Here is a 17,143-nt window from a genome sequence, read left to right as displayed (position 1 = left end):
GCGTCCGCCGGGCGCTCAGCGCGGCGGGACAGGGAGCGGCACCCTATCGGAGGCTTTGCCGACGCACCACAGGCCGTCGCGATGTCGACAGGGCAATCGCGAAGCCGTTTCGGCGGTTTCGCGGCGCGAAGAGCGCTCGTTCGGGGCGAAACGGCGGGCGTGGTGTCGGGGCGTGGCGCCGGTGCCTTTCGACGCGGCGGCGGGCGGGTGTCGGGGCGAGATGCGCCGCCTATCTGTGTCGGGAGCGCAGCCCGGCGAACCTCACGGACGGGAGACGGATGCGACCGCCCCGGCGGCCGCCGTTTCCGCGGAAGTCGGTCCACGGGCGGCGGCGGAGCGGGGCGCAGGGAAATTGCAGAACATGTCCGCGCACGGCGAATTCAGGATTCCGGCCGCCCTGCAGCCGAAGGCCGGCGACTACGCCTACGATCTGGAGCGGGCGCTGACCTCGGTCGTCTCCCTCTCCGCGCGGGTGCCGGCGGAGGCCTTCACGGCGGAGACGCTCGGCACCGAGCGGGCGGGCAACGGCGTGGTGATCCGCGAGGACGGGCTGGTGCTCACCATCGGCTACCTCGTGCTGGAGGCCGAGAGCGTCTGGCTCACCACCCATGACGGGCGCTCGGTGCCGGCCTACGTCGTCGGCTATGACGGGGAGACCGGCTTCGGCCTGGTCCAGGCCCTGGGTCGCCTCGGCCTACCCGCCCTGAGGCTCGGGCGTTCGGATACGCTGAAGGTCGGCGAGCGGGCCGTGGTCGCGGGGGCGGGCGGGCGCTCGCACAGCCTCGCGGTCGAACTCGTCGCCCGGCAGGAATTCGCCGGCTACTGGGAGTACGTCCTCGACGAGGCCCTGTTCACCACCCCCGCCCATCCGCACTGGGGCGGCACCGCCCTGATCGGGGCCGACGGCGCGCTGGTCGGCATCGGCTCGCTTCAACTCCAGCAGGGCGGCACAGGGGCGGGGCGGGCGATCAACATGGTCGTACCGATCGAACTCCTGCCGCCGATCCTGGCCGATCTCGAGAGCCGCGGCCGGGCCGACCGCCCGCCCCGCCCCTGGCTCGGCCTCTACGCCACCGAGACCGAGGACGGCGTCGTGGTGATGGGGACCGCCGACAGGGGCCCGGCGGAGGCCGCCGACCTGCGCGCGGGCGACGTGCTGACCGAGGTGGCGGGCGAGCCGGTCGCCGACCTCGCCGGCCTCTTCCGGCAGGTCTGGGCACTCGGCGAGGCGGGGGTGCGCGTCCCCCTCACGGTCAACCGGGACGGGCGCCTGACCCGGCTCGCGCTGACCTCGGTCGATCGCGACCGGTTCCTGATCGGACCGAAGCTGCACTGACAGTCGGCCTTGCGCCATACGGAAGGCGGGATCACACGATGAGGAAATCCGTGTGGTCGAGGGCGGCGTGGTTGTCCAGCACCGCGATCAGGACGGCCTCTTTCCGGCCGCTGCCGTCGGCATCGTAGAACAGCTCGCCCGTCTTCTGCTTGTAGAGGATGCGGTCGTCGGCATCCGCTTTGATCGCCTTGGCCGGACCCAGGTTCTTGAACTGCCCGGGCGTCAGCGCCCCGATGTCGAGGCTTGAGAAGACCGCGTGGTCGAGGTGGAACACGTCGTCCTGTGACGCGAAATCCCTGACGTGATCGATGTTGCCGCGACCGAGCCGGGTGTCGAACACGAAGGCATCGGCGCCCGCTCCGCCCGTGAGCCGGTCGGCGCCGAGGCCGCCCGCAAGGCTGTCGTCACCGCCGCCGCCAGCGAGCCTGTTGTCGCCGGCATTGCCGATCAGCCGCTGGCCGAAGGCGTTTCCGGTAAGGGACAGCGGCGCGCATCCGGTACTCTCGGCGAGTTGCAGGATCTCGATCTCCTGGCCGGCAGCCAGTGTGTACGCGCTCGTCGCCACGAGCCTGTCGGTGCCCTGCCCCCGACCCTCGAACACATGGTCGCCGGGCGTGTCGACGAAGTAGGTGTCGTCGCCAGCCCCGCCCACGAGCTGATCGCGGCCGCCTCCGCCGCGCAGGACGTCGTCGCCCGCGTCGCCGAACAGCCGGTCGGCGCCGGCCGTGCCGATGAGCGTGTCGTCGCCGGCAAAGCCCAGGACCGGGTTGCCGCTTCCGTCGGCCTCGAGCCGGTCGTCGCCCCGGCCGCCGACGACATAGGCGACGCCCTCGGCCTTGTTCAGGAAGCCGTAGTCGATCCCGGTGGCCTGACTCGCGGCGGCGACCAGATTGGCGAAGGCCTCTTCCGGCGTGCCCGCGGCGGGACGGCCGGCGAGTTCCTGATAGAAGCGCCCGTAGGCGTCGAGGCCGAGATCCTCGTAGACTTGGCTGAGCAGGGAGGCGGCGAGGTCCGCAGCACCCCAATTGTTGGCGTTCGGAACGCCGGTCGCCGCGCCGAGGGTGTTGGCGAGCGTGGTGCCCGCCTCCCCGAAGAAGGTCTGCGCAAGATCTTCGAGGATGGACTGCTTGAATTCGTCGAAGGGCAGGGCCCCGAACGCGCTGCCGGGGATGCCGGCCTCCTGCATCGACACGAACCGGTTGGCGATCGCGAACCCCGTGACGAAGGCATCCACGGTCCCGAGTTGCGGACCGTAGAACCAGAAGTTCCGCCCGAGTTCGTAGAAGACGGTCTGATCGAATGTGCCGTCTTCGGCCGCGCCGGCGTAGAGCTGATCGAACGCGCCGGTCGTGAGCTCGATGCCGGAGGCTCCCAGAAAGCCGATCGCGTTCGCCGCGCCTCCGAGCGCCGTGGGCACCTCGGCGATCGTGAGTAGGCCGTTATAGGCCCGGTACGGGGTCGGAGCCTGCCCGGTGATGGCGAGGTAGACCTCGTAGGCGGCGTCGATCCTGTTCAGGACGTCCTGCATGACATCGCCGTCGAGATCGTTGGCCGATGTCAGGAGCGCGACGTGCTGGCCCTGCCACGGATAGAGCGAGACGAGGTAGCCGTCGTACACGAAGTAGGGCAGCGCCCCGTCGGGAGAGATCGCCATTGCCGTCCGCTCCGCTTGACCGGCCCGGATATCGGGGACGAGGGCCCCACGGTAATGCCGGCGCGGTTTGCCTGTCTCGGCCGCGATGTGGCACCCGCGAGCAATTGCGGCTTAAGTCTTCCGGAGCGGTTGCGCCGGTTCGCGAGAGGGGCCTGCGGCATTGAGGGTGTCCGGTGCGCTTCGCCGACGCGGCGATGGAGCGGCATCCTGTCCGTCGCGCCGGCCGCACCCCGCTTCGCCTCCGGTTCGCGTGCCCGCCCGCATTGATCGCGCGGCCGCGTGGTTCTATTCCGTCGCGATGACGAACCCGATCCATATCGTCGGCGGTGGCCTCGCCGGTTCCGAAGCGGCCTGGCAGGTCGCGCAGGGCGGCCGCACGGTCGTGCTGCACGAGATGCGGCCCGTTCGCGCCACCGATGCCCACCACACCGACGGGCTGGCCGAACTGGTCTGCTCCAATTCCTTCCGCTCGGACGACGCCAACGGCAACGCCGTCGGCCTGCTGCATCAGGAGATGCGCAGCCTCGACTCGCTGATCATGCGCACGGCGGACGCCCACCAAGTGCCCGCGGGCGGGGCGCTCGCCGTCGATCGCGAGGGGTTTTCGCGGGCCGTCACCGCGGCGCTGGAGGAACACCCCAACATCACCATCGTCCGTGAGGAGGTCGCCGGCCTTCCCCCCGAGGACTGGGGTTCGACCATTCTCGCCACCGGCCCCCTCACCTCCCCGGCGCTGGCCGAGGCGGTCGGCACGCTGACGGGTCGGGAATCGCTTGCCTTCTTCGACGCCATCGCCCCGATCGTCCACCGCGACTCGATCGACATGGGCAAGGCGTGGTTCCAGTCCCGCTACGACAAGGCCGGTCCCGGCGGCACGGGGGCGGACTACCTCAACTGCCCGATGGACCGGGCGCAGTACGAGGCCTTCGTCGCCGCGCTGATCGCGGGCGAGAAGACGGCGTTCAAGGAATGGGAGGCCTCGACCCCCTATTTCGACGGCTGCCTGCCGATCGAGGTGATGGCCGAGCGCGGGCCCGAGACCCTGCGCCACGGGCCGATGAAGCCGGTCGGGCTCACCAACCCGCACAACCCGACCGTGAAGGCCTACGCCATCGTCCAATTGCGCCAGGACAATGCGCTCGGCACCCTGTTCAACATGGTGGGCTTCCAGACCAAGTTGCGCCACGCCGAGCAGGTCCGCGTCTTCCGCACGATTCCGGGGCTGGAAAATGCCGAGTTCGCCCGGCTCGGCGGCCTGCACCGCAACACCTATCTCGACAGCCCGCGCCTGCTCGACGCGACCCTGCGGCTGAAGGCACGGCCCCAGCTTCGCTTCGCCGGCCAGATCACCGGCTGCGAGGGTTATGTCGAGAGCGCCGCGGTCGGGCTGATGGCCGGCCGCTATGCGCTCGCCGAAACGGACGGGCAGACGCTCGCCCCTCTGCCCCCGACGACCGCGCTCGGGGCACTCATCGGCCACATCACCGGCGGACACGTCGAGGCGACCGAGGAAGCAGAGCGCAACGCACCGCGCTCGTTCCAGCCGATGAACGTGAATTTCGGGCTGTTCCCGCCGCTGGCGCAGATGCCGCGCAACGAGACCGGCAAGCGCCTGCGCGGACCCGAGAAGGCGGCGCTCAAGAAGCGCGCACTGACCGACCGGGCGCGGGAAGACCTCGCTGCCTGGATCGCGGGTGAGCGACTTCCGCACGCGGCGGAGTAGAGAGCGGCTTCGCCGGGTTCAGGGCGTGGCCCTGAAGATGCGCCAAAGGGCCGTGAGGCCCTTTGGAAACCCGGGACTTTCAGAAGGGGCCGGGCTTCGACCACACCGTGTGGTTGACCTGATCGATGGTGGACAGGACGATCCGCACGACCTTGGTCGAGACCGCGCCGCCCTGGTAATCCGGCACGGCCCCGGCGAAGCGGCGGCCCTCACCGTAGCCGTCGCGCACCGCACGCACCGCCTCGACCAGATCGACCTTGCCGAGCGGCGCCACGATCAGCGTGCCGGCATCCATGCCCTCGGGCCGCTCGTGCGCGTCGCGGAAGGTGACCGCCGGCAGGTCGAGCAGGGCCGCTTCCTCGGCGATGGTGCCGCTGTCGGACAGAACGCAATGGGCGCTCGTCTGAAGCTTCACGTAGTCGATGAAGCCGAAGGGCGGCAGGAAGCGGACGCTTTCGGGCAGCGACAGATCGCCGATCGCCTCGAGCCGGGCGCGGGTGCGCGGATGGGTCGAGACGACGATGGGCAGGCCGAAGGCCGCGTGCAGCCGGCCCAGCTCTTCCAGGAACACCCGCAGCCGGGCCGGTGAGTCGACGTTCTCCTCGCGGTGGGCCGAGACGATGAAGAACCGGTCCGGTTCGAGCCCGAGCCGGGCCAGTACGTCGGAGGCCTCGATCTTCGGGCGGAACTCGGCCAGCACCTCTTCCATGTGCGAGCCGACCTTGAAGATGCGCTGGGCCGGCAACCCCTCGGCCAGGAGGTAGCGGCGCGCATGCTCGGTCAGCACGAGGTTCACGTCGCTGAGGTGGTCGATCACCTTGCGGTTGATTTCCTCCGGCACCCGCGGGTCGAAGCAGCGGTTGCCCGCCTCCATGTGGAAGATCGGGATCTTGCGCCGCTTGGCCGGGATCACGGCGAGCCCGGAATTGGTGTCGCCGTAGATCAGCACCGCGTCGGGCTGTTCCTGTTCGAGCACGGCGTCGGCGCGCTCGATCACCCGGGCGATCGTCGCCGCCGCGTTCGGGCCGGCCGCTTCGAGGAAGTGATCGGGCTTGCGGATGCCGAGGTCGTCGAAGAAGACCTGATTCAGCTCGTAATCGTAGTTCTGGCCGGTATGGACGAGGATGTGATTCGTCAGCCGGTCCAGTGCCCGGATCACGAGCGACATCTTGACGAGTTCGGGCCGCGTTCCGACCAGGGTGAGGATCTTGCGCAAAGGTCTCGTCCCGGATCGGAAACTAGGAGGCGGCCCTGGCCGGCGAAGCGGGCTTCAGGGCTTGCTGGATGTAATCGAGCTTCAGCAACAGATCGATGACCTGCTGCTGGTTCATCCGCTGCGTGTTGTGTGAGGTATAGTCCTCGGCGGCCGAGATCGCCGTCTCGCCGGAGGTGAAGAACTTCGAGTAGTTCAGGTCACGGTCGTCGGCGGGGATGCGGTAGAACCCGTCCATGTCCTCGGCCCGCGCCATCTCCTCGCGCGAGACCAGGGACTCGTACAGCTTCTCGCCGTGGCGCGTGCCGATGATCTTGATCTCGTTCTTGGCTTCAAAAATCGTCCGCAGGGCTTCGGCCAGATCCTGAACCGTGCAGGCGGGCGCCTTCTGCACGAAGATGTCGCCCTGCTGGCCGCGCTGGTAGGCGAACAGCACCAGATCGACCGAATCCTCCAGCGACATCAGGAAGCGGGTCATCGTCGGATCGGTGATGGTGAGGTCGCGCCCCTCTTTGATCTGGTTCACGAAGAGCGGAATCACCGAGCCGCGCGAAGCCATGACGTTGCCGTAGCGCGTGGCGCACAGGATCGTGTCGTCCTTGGACAACATGCGAGACTTGGCGATCGTCAGCTTCTCCATCATCGCCTTGGACAGGCCCATGGCGTTGATCGGGTAGACCGCCTTGTCGGTCGAGAGCACGACCATCCGCTCGACGCCGGAGGCGACCGCGGCGTTCAGCACGTTCTCGGCCCCGAGAATGTTCGTGCGCACCGCCTCCATCGGATAGAACTCGCAGGACGGCACCTGCTTCAGCGCCGCCGCGTGGAAGATGTAGTCGACGCCCTTCACCGCCGGCGCGATCGAGTTGTACTCGCGCACGTCGCCGATGAAGAAACGGATCCGCGGATCGCGCAGCAGGAGGCGCATGTCCTCCTGCTTCTTCTCGTCGCGGCTGAAGACGCGGATCTGGCCGATATCGGTGGCGAGGAAGCGCTGGATCACCGCGTTGCCGAAGGAGCCGGTACCGCCGGTGATGAGGAGTGTCTTGCCGGAAAACATCAGCGGATCCGTGAGAAGGCTTCGTCGTCGAAGCGACGCATGTTGCGGATCAGATCCGGCCATGACGGGGGCGCGTAGCCGACCGCGGCCCGGAACCGGTCCGAGTTGAGGGAGCGGTCGATCGCCACCGCATCGTCGGGCTCGATCTCGGTCGCGACGCCGTAGACGTCCTTGACGATCCCGAGCAGGTCGAACTTGCTGATCGGGTCCACGCTCACATGGTAGACGCCGCGCAAGCCTGGGTTCGGCAGCACGTGGTCGGCGATCACCCGCACCAGTTCGTCGGTGGTGAGGCCGGAGAAGATCGCCCGCCGGTAGCCGCGCACCGACCCGCTCTGGGCCAGGAACCACTCGACGAGGCCGTTGCGGCTGCCGATCTCACGACCGATGATGGAGGTGCGCAGCGTCACCGCGTTCGGGTAATCGACCTCGCCAAGAAGTTTTGAGCGCCCGTACAGATCGGCCGCATCCGGCGCGTCACTTTCGCGGTAGTCGCCCTTGCGGCCGGTGAAGACACAATCGGTGCTCACATGGATGAGGCGGGCACCGACGAGGTCGGCCAGCCGGGCGAGCCGGTGTGGCAGGATGGCGTTGATCGGGATCGCGACCAGCGGATCCTCGGCGGAGGCGAGCTGCTTGACGACTCCCACGCAATTCAAGACCACGTCGGGCCGCACGTCACGCAGGAAGCCGGCCAGCGCGTCCGCATTCTCGACGTCGATCCCGGTTGAGATGTTGGCGGCATCTTCCGGAAAGATCTTTTTTACCGCCGAGGATCGCGCTGTCGCATAGGCCAACCCAGGAAAGCATTTTGACAAATATCGGAAGGCGGCGCTTCCAAGCATGCCGGATGAGCCTAAGACTGCAATCTTCAACTTCTCAGACCTCTGCCGGCGGATGCGGGATATTGATGGACCGAAAGGTGCCGATTATCGGATCCGCGGCGATTTTCATCGATGGCCTCGCACGGAAATCATGGAACCACGCTGCGAGCAAGGGGCTTCGTGTTTTCCAATTGAGTTCGGGTGAGCGTCCGTCGAGATAATCGAGGGCGCAGGCAATCGCGAGATGCCCCAGATCGGTAGGGGCTTGCATCCAATCCGGCGCTGTCTCCAACCGGTCCAGGATTGCGGTGATAGCGGCTTCCTGTCGCGTCACCACGCGGTCGAGGCGGTCATCGTGCGGGCCGAGCCGATCGACGAACCGGCGAATCACCGCCTCGGCCAAGCCGTCGCCCAGCGCCTCCCGCCGGAGTGCGTCCCAGGTTCGGGGTACGGGCGGGATCAGCATGTGTCCGGACAGCGTGTCGAGGTAGCGCGCGATGACGGGCGAGTCGAACAGGGCCGAGCCGTCGTCCAAGAGGAGTGTCGGAACCTTAGAGGCAGGGTTGTGCCGTCGAAGCGTCTCGTCGGTCCAGGGGTCGATCCGAACGAGGCTGACCCGCGTGGCGAGATCGAGCTCGACGATCGTCGCCAGGATCTTGCGCGAGAAAGGAGAGCGCGGCGCGTAGAACAACTGCATAAGCCCGCCCCGCCGGTCCTGGTTTTCTGTCCGGTTGTTTGCAATCGTTTCCGCAGCAGAGACATTCTCGGCGGCGTGCTCTGTTTTCATCCGGCACGGCCTACCGGACATAAGGTCATCAATTCGGCGCCCCACAGCGCGGATGCCGGGCATCACACTCGCAGGCGAAAGGCCTTTGACTTGTCTTTTATCGCCGCCAAACGCGAAAGCAATACGGGCACCGTCAATACGCGGCAACCGATCCAACTTTAGGTGCGTATTTGAACATAAATTTCCCTCAAGTTGTGATGGCGGAGCGTCGTCGTCATCGCAAGTTGGTAGGCTGGTAGCCCGATCGTGTCGCTTCCCAGCCGGTTCAATCCGATAAATCTGGAATCTGCCAAGTAGCACGGCGGATCAAAACTTGGCGCTCGCTTGTCCGGGCGTGGGAACTAGGCTAATGGCCCGGATCGGCTGGCCAGGCCTCCGGTTCCCAGCCTCGCGGTCAGAACCTCGCGCGAGCGGCCCGAGGCATGTCCGGGGCCGGAGATGGTCGGGCAGTTGGCGTCGAAGGACGAGCCGCCGCACCCGCGAACGAGGGGAATAATCGGTTGACCCTTTCCGGAAAACGCGTGCTCGTCACGGGCGCAGGTGGCTTCATCGGGAGCCATCTCACCGAGGAAGCCGTGCGGCAGGGTGCCAGGGTGACGGCGCTGCTGCACTACAACGCCATGCGGGACCGCGGAAATCTGTCCGGCGTCTCCCCTGAGATCGATCGCGAAATCGAGTATGTCTTTGGCGATATCATCGATCCGGAATACGTTCAGGCGATCACCAAGGACATCGATGTCGTCTTCCATCTCGCTGCGCTGATCGCGATTCCGTACTCGTATCTGGCGCCGCGCAACTACGTGAAGGTCAATGTCGAGGGTACGCTCAACGTGCTCGAAGCGGCGCGCCGGCACGGGGTGCAGCGCGTCGTCCATACCAGCACGTCAGAGGTGTACGGGTCGGCGCAATACGTCCCGATCGACGAGGCGCATCCCCTGCAGGGACAATCGCCCTACTCGGCCTCGAAAATCGGCGCCGACAAGATCGCCGAGTCCTACTACCGGTCCTTCGACGTTCCGGTGGTCACGGTGCGGCCGTTCAACACCTACGGTCCGCGCCAGTCGGCCCGCGCCTTCATTCCGACCGTCATCATGCAAGCGCTGGAGCCCGAGCGGACTGTAATCAAGCTCGGCTCGACCACGCCGGTGCGGGATCTGACCTTTGCCACCGACACCGCCAACGGGTTCCTGACCGCGGCGGTGACCCCAGGTCTTGAGGGCGGAACCTTCAATCTAGGCGTCGGTTCCGGCCAGACCGTTGGCGAGGTGGCGGCCATGATCCTCGAGATCGTCGGTTCGAAGGCCGTGATCGAGACGGACGAGCAGCGTATCCGCCCGAGCAAGAGCGAAGTGGAACGGTTGATCTCCGACAACCGCCTGTTCCAGGCGCAGTCGGGCTGGACGCCGAAGGTCGGCCTGCGTGAGGGGCTGGAGAGGACGATCGAGCACTTCCGGTCCCAGCACGATCGGCGGGACGTCGATCGCTACGTCGTCTGAGAGCCAAGCGATGAAGGCCATCATTCTCGCCGGCGGCAAGGGCACGCGCCTGATGCCCTACACGGCTGTCATGCCGAAACCACTGATGCCGATCGGCGAGATGCCGATCCTCGAACTGCTGCTGCGCCAACTGCGCCAGCACGGGGTGACAGACGTCATCCTGGCCGTGAACCATCTCCATCATCTCATCCGGAGCTTCTTCACGGACGGATCGAATCTCGGTCTCAACATCACCTACAGGGTCGAGGACAAGCCGCTGGGCACCAGCGGCCCTATCGCCGCCAACCTCGAACAGCTGCCCGACCACTTCATCGTCACGAACGGCGACCTTCTGACGACGTTGAACTTCTCGGCGATGGTGCGGGAGCACCTCGATCGTGGCGCCGCGGCCACGATCGCGACCCACCGCCGGACGCTGCAAGCCGATTTCGGGGCGCTGACGGTCGGACCTGACTTCACAGTATCTGAGTACCGTGAGAAGCCGGCGATGCATTTCGAGGCCTCGATGGGCCTCTATGTCCTCTCGAAGAAGGCCGTTGCGCCACTCATTCCGGCCGACACCTTCTTCGACATGCCCGACCTTGTGCGCGCGCTTCTCGCGTCGTCACAGAAAGTCGTGAGCTACGTCGAGGATTGCGAGTGGATCGATATCGGCCGTCCCGATGACTATGCCCGCGCCCAGGAGCAGTTCACCGCTCGGCCCGATCATTTCCTCCCGGCGGCTTGAGCCCGGCCGCTCCCAATCCTTGACCCAGTGCAGCTCTCATCCCGGAACGGGGTGGAGTTGCGCTGGGTCAGGCTCGCCCGAGCCGGGCGGCGTAGCTTGCCTGTAGGCCGTCGACGAGATCGACGCGCGGCATCCAGTCGAGCGCAGCGCGGGCTGCAGCGTTGTCGCAGACGAGGTAATCGGCCAGCGCGCCGGCTGGCCTGTCGATTGGCCGAACGCTGACGGAGCGGTTCGACTCGGTGCGACGCATGGCGATGATCGCCGCCTCCGCGAGCTGCCGGACAGACCATCCGGCGCCGGAGCTGACATTCAGCGTGCGGCCAGGCGGCAGGTCCTGGCGGAGAGCTGCGGCGAGCAGCGCATCGACGGCGTCCTGAACATAGATGTAGTCGCGGACCGGATGCAGGGCGCGAAGCACGATCTCGTCCGTCGTGCCCAGTTGGCTCAAGAGAGTGGTCACGACCGTTTCGGTCATCTGGTCGGGACCGTAAATGTTGGAGGGGCGCAGCGTCACGGCCCATCGCCCGGTCGCGACATAGGCGGCGACTAAGGCTTCCGCCGCGATCTTCGAGGCAGCGTAGATGCTGCGACCGCGCGTCGGCTGACTCTCGTCGAGCGCGATCGGTGATCCCGATCCGTAGACGGCAGCGGAACTGATGAAGACGAGGCGGCCGACCGTGTGCGCGGCACAGGCGGTCAGGACGTTGCATGTGCCGGTGACGTTGGCATCCGTGAAGTCTCGGAACGATCCGCCGCCGCCGCCGCGTCCGGCGAGATGGAAGACGATGTCCGCGCCTGCTGCTGCTCGGATAATGGCTGCTTCATCGAAGAGATCGCCGCGCAGCAATGCGACGCGACCGGCGCGCACCGCCTCGCCGCTCCGAAGATCGGAGAGGCTGCTCGCTTCCGGATCGCGCACGAGGACCGTGACCTCGGCTCCGAGCGGGATTAGCGCCCGGAGCAGATGCTGACCGAGGAAACCCGAGCCTCCGGTCACGAGAACCCGGATACCGTCGAACGAAAGTGGCGCGGTCATCCCAGTCCTCAAGCGGCGTCCCGCCCGTCGGCACGGGGGGGGGCGAGCAGCCATTTCAGGAGCAGCGGCGACAGGTCGGCTGGGCGGCGTGACGCCGCCGCGTCTTCGGCCGCCGGCCAGGACCAGCCGATCCGCTCGGCGCTGCGCACGACGGGAGCGGTCGAGAGCCGGCCATATAGGTCGAGTAGACCGCAATCCCCCATCGACTCGTCGATCAGGAGGTGGTCGCTTCGGCGCATCAGGATGCCGCCGGGGCGGCCTCCCGGACCGATCAGGGCGCGCATATCGAAAGCGTCGGCCTGGTGATCGCGCAGGACCGCCCCGAACGCATCGAGTTCCGACCACAGACCGATCGCGAGATCGGCCGCAGGTATCGCCTGTAGCGCCTGGAAGAGGCGGCGCAGGGCTCCACCCTCGACACTGTCGCCGGCGTTGAGCAGCATGAGCGCCGCTGCCCGCGACTTCTCCAGCGCCTCGTTGATTGCCGCGGCCGTGTCCGTGCTCCCCGTGCGGAGCAAAGATGCACCGGGATGGAAACTGCGCAGGAGCTGCGGCAGATCTTCCGGCTCCTGCCCCGCCTCGACCAGGATCGTCACGGCAAGCCCGCTTGCATCGGGTGTGCGCAGAGAGGTCAGGCTTCGTTCGAGTGCCCGCCGGTCCTGACCGGCCCGTAGGACGATCTCGATGTCGTTTTCCGCCGGCGGTGGCGCCACCGAACGCCAAATCCGAGCAGGAGCCAAGTTCAGCGGATCGGCCGAACGGGCGCGTTCGAGAAGACCGGCATCGGTCCGGCCCGAGCCCGCCGGCGCCGATCCGATGACGTCCGCAAAGAAGTCGTTGCGTGGGGCCGGCCAGCCACCCTCGAGGATGGTCTTGCGCAGGTGCGCGGTTCGGCCCTCGTAATCACCAAGCAGGCGTTCCAGCTTGGCCGCCGCATCGGTGAGATCGTCGGGATCAATGATTGGCGGAGCGATGTCAGTATGGCGCGCCTCGAGGAAGGCTGCGGCGCCAGCCTGCTTCGACAGGAGGATCGGCGCGCCCGACATGGTTGCTTCGACCGCCACGTAATTGAACGCGTCGGAGCGCGAGGGGATGACGATCACGGACCGGCCACGAAAAGCGCGCGACCACAGTTCGTCGTGACTGATCTCGCCGAGATACTCGGCGGGGACCTGCCGCTCGCGGGCGAGTTCAAGGACCGTCTCGGACCAGCGCGGTCCCGAGGACGCCCAGGGATTGTCGGGACCGCACAGGTAGCAGTTCCGGTAGAGTGAGCGGGGGATCTGCGACGCGATCTCGATGAAGAGGTCGGGTCCCTTGTTACGGTCGAGACGTCCGACAAACCAGAGATCGGGCGGTCCCTCGCCCGGCGGGTACGCGGTGGGGGCTGGCAGCGTGTCGAGGGCGTCGTGCATGTCGACGACCGCTGAGGGCTTCAGTTGGTCGTTCTCAGCGGCATGGAGATCTGAGATCGTGTAGCTGACATCGGCGCCCGCGATGCAGCGTCGTTCCATTTCCTCCAATCGCTCAATCACCACCTCTGGCACTTCCGACGCGTAGGCGTTGCGATTGCTGACGCTCAGCCAACCGAGCATGCCGAGCGAAATCGTTCTCACCCCGATGCCAAAGGCGGCGAAGATTGGACGGATGAGATGTGCTACAGGAAAGAACGAGGGCACCTCGACCACGTCGAAGAATTGCCCTTGGAGCGGCACAGCGATCTGGCAGATGATCAGAGCGTAGGAGCGCTCCTCTACGCCTTCGATCTTAAGTGCGGCGAGGAGATCCCAAGGATAGAGAAAGCGGTCGAAACCGTAGGGATGTGCATTGGTAGGAAGACGCGATCGTATTTCGCTCGTAAGATCACGGCCGCGTGAGGGATAAAGGATAGTCCAGTCCGGATGCCGCTCAACAACGCGGCGATAGAACGTCTGCCCGCCGCCGAGCGCCGAGTAGAAGTCGAAGTCGCAGATGAGGGTACGGATCGTCCGGCGCTCGGCCGCGTCCGGTATGATCATTTGAAAAGCCGCCATTTTTTCTTCGCGGGGATCGATGGGGCCGCCGGGGCAGAGAAAGGCACTGGTACCGAGGCAGCCGCATCGCTGAGCGCCGGCTCGGACTGGAACGACGCCTCTGGTTTGGCCCAAGCGAGATAGGCGCCCGGGTAGAAGCTTGTCGCGGCTTCGGTTCGGCGCAGGCTGCCGTACTCGGAAGCCCACCGCGACCGGATCGCTGCCAGTTCGTCCCGCACGGTGGCCGCGGTCGCGTCCGCGGGCAGGATCCAGGTAAACGGGCGGTCCGCCAAGCGCAGGCCGAGGCCACAGCTAGCGCTCGCTAGGATCGGCAGACCCTGCGCCAATGCGGCCGAGACCCGGAAATCGAAAGCTTGCGGCGCCGGACTTGAGAACCAGACGAGGTGCGGACGCAAGACACAGACGAGTTTATTGAGATCAAGGCGATCGGCCGGGCCGAGATTTCGCAGTCCGGCGGTCGATGCCCCCGGTATGCCGTCGAGGCCGAAGAAGCGGGCCGTAAGGGCCTCGACGCGAGCGGAGACGATTGTGTCCACCACGAGCCGGTCCGCGGGTTCCGCGGTGTCACCCCAGATCAGGACGCGCAGATCCTCGTCCGCGTCGAGCCGGGCCGGATGCACGCGGAATAGGCGAAGCTTGCGCGGCTCGGGGCTGAGACCGGTCGTGATCGGCAGCCCTGGCAGCCGCACGCGCAGAGCGGCCAGCATGTTGTCGCTGCAGGCAACAACGCGGGCAGCCTGCCGGGCGAGCGACCGCATCGTTTCGTTCGCCGCTTCGCCCGACTTCTCCAACTCCAAAGGAGCGATCATTGGAGTAAGATCGAAGGGACGATTGAGTGCTGCTAAGACTTTTTGCAGGGAATGCCTGAATCGGGTTGCAAGCACGTCGATCCGGCCGATCCGCAGAGTCCGCGCAATCGATGCCAGAGTCGAAGCCGCCGGCCGCACGGTCACGGCGTCCGGCGTATCGGGTAGTCCGGAGGATAGGACGAGCTGCCCGTCCTCAAGCCAGCCGAGCAGGACATGGACCTGGCGGCGAACGGTCTCATGGATTTGGGTGGCGAACTGCTTCGCGAATTCGTCCCGCTCTTCCAACAGTAGCAGCAGTGTCGGTCGGCGGTGATGAAGGCTCTCCACCAGCCTTTCCAGCTCCTCAAGCTCGGCTAAAGCCTTGGCGGCGGCGAGCGACCCGAGCGGGGGGCCGACCGGGATGCTTCGCAACGTCTCCGGGGGGACCTCGGCGACCTTCTCCGGATTGAAGCCGTAGCGCTCGAACTGCGCCTCATCGACGATACGATGCCGGGTCTCCTGTCCAAGCCCCGAGCTGACCACGAGGTGGACCGACGCGCTTCCCTGCCCCCGGACGAGACGGCTGCCCGGGCCGAGCACACTTCCCTCCGGCAAGTGCGCGCAGTCGGGGTCTGTTCGGACGGCATCATCGCGGAAGATCGCCCGCAAGACATCGAGATCGGTGATGTAGTGGCGCTGATCCCCGAAGACGAGCCAGATCTGGTGCTCGTCGGGAATCTGGACGCGCAGACCATCGAAATCGGGGATGTCGGCGAGCGACCCGAGCGGGGGACCGACCGGGATGCTTCGCAACGTCTCCGGGGGGATCTCGGCGACCTTCTCCGGATTGAAGCCGTAGCGCTCGAACTGCGCCTCATCGACGATGCGATGCCGGGTCTCCTGTCCAAGCCCCGAGCTGACCACGAGGTGGACCGATGCGCTTCCCTGCCCCCGGACGAGACGGCTGCCCGGGCCGAGCACACTTCCCTCCGGCAAGTGCGCGCAGTCGGGGTCTGTTCGGACGGCATCATCGCGGAAGATCGCCCGCAAGACATCGAGATCGGTGATGTAGTGGCGCTGATCCCCGAAGACGAGCCAGATCTGGTGCTCGTCGGGAACGCGGACCCGCAGGCCGTCGAAATCAGACAACGACGACATCGAGCCGGCTCGACATGCCGAGGGAAGAGATGAAGTCACTGCGGGTCTCGGCGGCTCGGGTCAGGGCGGTGGAGAGGGCTTCTCGACGTATGACGAGGCCGGACAGCGGTCCGAGCGGATCTGCACCGGGCTGGCCTCTCGTCTGCGGGATGGCGGCGCCGTCGAGTTCCGGATCGCACAGGAGGCGGCCGAGGGCCGTCCAGAAGGTAGCGACGGGCACGTCTTGCGGGAGGAACGCGACGATTGGGGCCTCAAGTTCGGCCAGAGTATGGGAGACCAAGTCCTTCGGGGCGATCGGGCTGGCGACAACGTCGTCGGATAATTCTTTTCCAAGCGAGCCGGCGAAGAGTGCAAAGTGCTGGTCGGGCGAGGCGTCCACAAGAAGGAAGGCGAGATCGAGACCGCTGCTGGCGAGTTCGGCTTTCGCGACCGCCGCCTCACGTGAACCGAGGCTGCTCAGAACGATGCCGACCCGGATCTTTTTTGCCCGTCGGTGGATCAGTGCATCGGCACCCTGCTGGGCGCCGTCATAGCCGGTCTTCTGGAGAAAATCGCGAGCGCGCAGGAGGAACGCCATCTCCGAGCCGGAATGCGCCCGCGCCTTTTCCTCCGGCACCCACTCCAGCATCTCCATCCAGAGAAGACTTGCCTCCTCGATATGGCGGCGCCCATGCGAGCCCTGCCCGGCATGGACCCGATGCCGAACGAGGGCGCCGGGCACGTAAACGAAGGGATAGTGCAGCGCGAGCCGCCACCACAGCTCGTAGTCCTGGGTCGTCGGCAGTCCGACATCGAGGCCACCGTGGCGTTCTAGGAGAGTGCGTTCGAGCAGGATGGTGCAGCCGTTGATGCGGCCTTCGAGGATCGCCCAGAGTGGCTGATCGCTACGATAGCCCGCGTTGGTCTCGATCTCGGCGAGAATGGTGCAATCCTCGTCCATCGTGGCGTAGCCGCCGAAAATCACGCAGGGCCCGGATTGTGCCGCCAGGGCCTTCATCTGCACTTCGACCTTGCGCGGATCGTAGAGGTCGTCGTGACTCAGCCAAGTCAGATATCGGCCGGTCATCGCGGCGATGCCCGTATTGAGGGCTGCAGCGACGCCACCGTTCTCTTGGCGCAAATAGCGGATGCGCGTGCCGAAGGATTGGCAGACCCGCTCTGTATGCCCGTCGTCATCTGAGCCGTCGTCAATCACGAGCACCTCGATCGCTGGCCAAGTCTGCGCGAGCGCGCTTTCGATGGCCTGGATCAGGAAGGGGCCGCCGTTGTAGACGGGGATGAGGATCGTCACGGTCTCTGTGGACATCG

Annotated in this window: 13 protein-coding genes; 4 read left to right on the top strand and 9 right to left on the bottom strand. The window is 66.4% G+C overall.

The window, feature by feature from the left end:
* Positions 1-361 precede the first annotated feature (361 nt).
* Complete coding sequence (locus tag E4V01_RS17245; protein ID WP_135299187.1) at positions 362-1,336, top strand: S1C family serine protease; 975 nt, start codon at positions 362-364, stop codon at positions 1,334-1,336.
* A 31-nt stretch (positions 1,337-1,367) separates the two neighbouring features.
* On the opposite strand, the gene E4V01_RS17240 is transcribed toward E4V01_RS17245, so the two are convergent.
* Positions 1,368-2,990 (bottom strand): calcium-binding protein, encoded by a 1,623-nt coding sequence (locus E4V01_RS17240; RefSeq protein WP_135299186.1) that lies wholly within the window; start codon positions 2,988-2,990, stop codon positions 1,368-1,370.
* A gap of 298 nt (positions 2,991-3,288) precedes the next feature.
* On the opposite strand from E4V01_RS17240, the gene trmFO reads away from it, so the two are divergent.
* Entirely contained in the window at positions 3,289-4,713 is a 1,425-nt protein-coding gene (gene trmFO, locus E4V01_RS17235) for a methylenetetrahydrofolate--tRNA-(uracil(54)-C(5))-methyltransferase (FADH(2)-oxidizing) TrmFO (protein WP_135299235.1), read from the top strand.
* A gap of 79 nt (positions 4,714-4,792) precedes the next feature.
* Here the strand turns inward: trmFO and wecB are convergent, their stop codons facing one another.
* The 4 genes from wecB to E4V01_RS17215 are packed head-to-tail and all read right to left on the bottom strand — an operon-like array spanning position 4,793 to position 8,597.
* A complete protein-coding gene (gene wecB, locus E4V01_RS17230) occupies positions 4,793-5,929 on the bottom strand; it encodes a non-hydrolyzing UDP-N-acetylglucosamine 2-epimerase (RefSeq protein WP_060771162.1) in 1,137 nt (378 codons plus the stop codon).
* Between the two features lie 22 nt (positions 5,930-5,951).
* Positions 5,952-6,986, bottom strand: a complete 1,035-nt coding sequence (locus E4V01_RS17225) for a polysaccharide biosynthesis protein (RefSeq protein ID WP_060771161.1) — start codon at positions 6,984-6,986, stop codon at positions 5,952-5,954.
* Positions 6,986-7,861 carry an SDR family oxidoreductase gene (locus E4V01_RS17220; RefSeq protein WP_135299185.1) on the bottom strand — a complete coding sequence of 292 codons (876 nt, stop codon included), beginning with the start codon at positions 7,859-7,861 and terminating at the stop codon, positions 6,986-6,988. The genes E4V01_RS17225 and E4V01_RS17220 overlap by 1 nt, the downstream gene beginning before the upstream one ends.
* Positions 7,862-7,865: 4 nt before the next feature.
* Positions 7,866-8,597 (bottom strand): glutathione S-transferase family protein, encoded by a 732-nt coding sequence (locus E4V01_RS17215; protein ID WP_193763219.1) that lies wholly within the window; start codon positions 8,595-8,597, stop codon positions 7,866-7,868.
* Positions 8,598-9,097: 500 nt separating this feature from the next.
* Here E4V01_RS17215 and E4V01_RS17210 point away from each other — a divergent pair, with 500 nt between their 5' ends.
* On the top strand, positions 9,098-10,093 hold the full coding sequence (locus E4V01_RS17210) for an SDR family NAD(P)-dependent oxidoreductase (protein WP_060771158.1): 996 nt from the start codon (positions 9,098-9,100) through the stop codon (positions 10,091-10,093).
* 10 nt (positions 10,094-10,103) lie between these two features.
* Complete coding sequence (locus E4V01_RS17205) at positions 10,104-10,820, top strand: sugar phosphate nucleotidyltransferase (RefSeq protein ID WP_060771157.1); 717 nt, start codon at positions 10,104-10,106, stop codon at positions 10,818-10,820.
* 67 nt (positions 10,821-10,887) lie between these two features.
* Here the strand turns inward: E4V01_RS17205 and E4V01_RS17200 are convergent, their stop codons facing one another.
* From E4V01_RS17200 to E4V01_RS17185, 4 genes are read right to left on the bottom strand one after another with little or no spacing between them, the layout of a single operon-like run.
* Positions 10,888-11,856 carry an NAD(P)-dependent oxidoreductase gene (locus E4V01_RS17200; protein ID WP_193763218.1) on the bottom strand — a complete coding sequence of 323 codons (969 nt, stop codon included), beginning with the start codon at positions 11,854-11,856 and terminating at the stop codon, positions 10,888-10,890.
* 8 nt (positions 11,857-11,864) lie between these two features.
* Complete coding sequence (locus tag E4V01_RS17195) at positions 11,865-13,889, bottom strand: glycosyltransferase family 4 protein (protein WP_135299182.1); 2,025 nt, start codon at positions 13,887-13,889, stop codon at positions 11,865-11,867.
* On the bottom strand, positions 13,871-15,835 hold the full coding sequence (locus tag E4V01_RS17190; RefSeq protein ID WP_135299181.1) for a hypothetical protein: 1,965 nt from the start codon (positions 15,833-15,835) through the stop codon (positions 13,871-13,873). The genes E4V01_RS17195 and E4V01_RS17190 overlap by 19 nt, the downstream gene beginning before the upstream one ends.
* On the bottom strand, positions 15,819-17,141 hold the full coding sequence (locus E4V01_RS17185; protein WP_060771153.1) for a glycosyltransferase: 1,323 nt from the start codon (positions 17,139-17,141) through the stop codon (positions 15,819-15,821). The genes E4V01_RS17190 and E4V01_RS17185 overlap by 17 nt, the downstream gene beginning before the upstream one ends.
* Positions 17,142-17,143: the final 2 nt, after the last annotated feature.

The organism is Methylorubrum sp. Q1 (assembly GCF_004683995.1).
In the GTDB taxonomy this organism is placed as follows: domain Bacteria; phylum Pseudomonadota; class Alphaproteobacteria; order Rhizobiales; family Beijerinckiaceae; genus Methylobacterium.
This window is presented reverse-complemented; position numbering and strand designations above follow the sequence as displayed.

Bases quoted from the DNA above. Each gene is read 5' to 3' on its own strand.
- E4V01_RS17245 (WP_135299187.1), top strand. From the start codon at position 362: ATGTCCGCGCACGGCGAATTCAGGATTCCGGCCGCCCTGCAGCCGAAG.
- E4V01_RS17240 (WP_135299186.1), bottom strand. From the start codon at position 2,990: ATGGCGATCTCTCCCGACGGGGCGCTGCCCTACTTCGTGTACGACGGC.
- trmFO (WP_135299235.1), top strand. From the start codon at position 3,289: ATGACGAACCCGATCCATATCGTCGGCGGTGGCCTCGCCGGTTCCGAA.
- E4V01_RS17225 (WP_060771161.1), bottom strand. From the start codon at position 6,986: ATGTTTTCCGGCAAGACACTCCTCATCACCGGCGGTACCGGCTCCTTC.
- E4V01_RS17215 (WP_193763219.1), bottom strand. From the start codon at position 8,597: ATGAAAACAGAGCACGCCGCCGAGAATGTCTCTGCTGCGGAAACGATT.
- E4V01_RS17205 (WP_060771157.1), top strand. From the start codon at position 10,104: ATGAAGGCCATCATTCTCGCCGGCGGCAAGGGCACGCGCCTGATGCCC.
- E4V01_RS17200 (WP_193763218.1), bottom strand. From the start codon at position 11,856: ATGACCGCGCCACTTTCGTTCGACGGTATCCGGGTTCTCGTGACCGGA.
- E4V01_RS17195 (WP_135299182.1), bottom strand. From the start codon at position 13,889: ATGGCGGCTTTTCAAATGATCATACCGGACGCGGCCGAGCGCCGGACG.
- E4V01_RS17190 (WP_135299181.1), bottom strand. From the start codon at position 15,835: ATGTCGTCGTTGTCTGATTTCGACGGCCTGCGGGTCCGCGTTCCCGAC.
- E4V01_RS17185 (WP_060771153.1), bottom strand. From the start codon at position 17,141: ATGTCCACAGAGACCGTGACGATCCTCATCCCCGTCTACAACGGCGGC.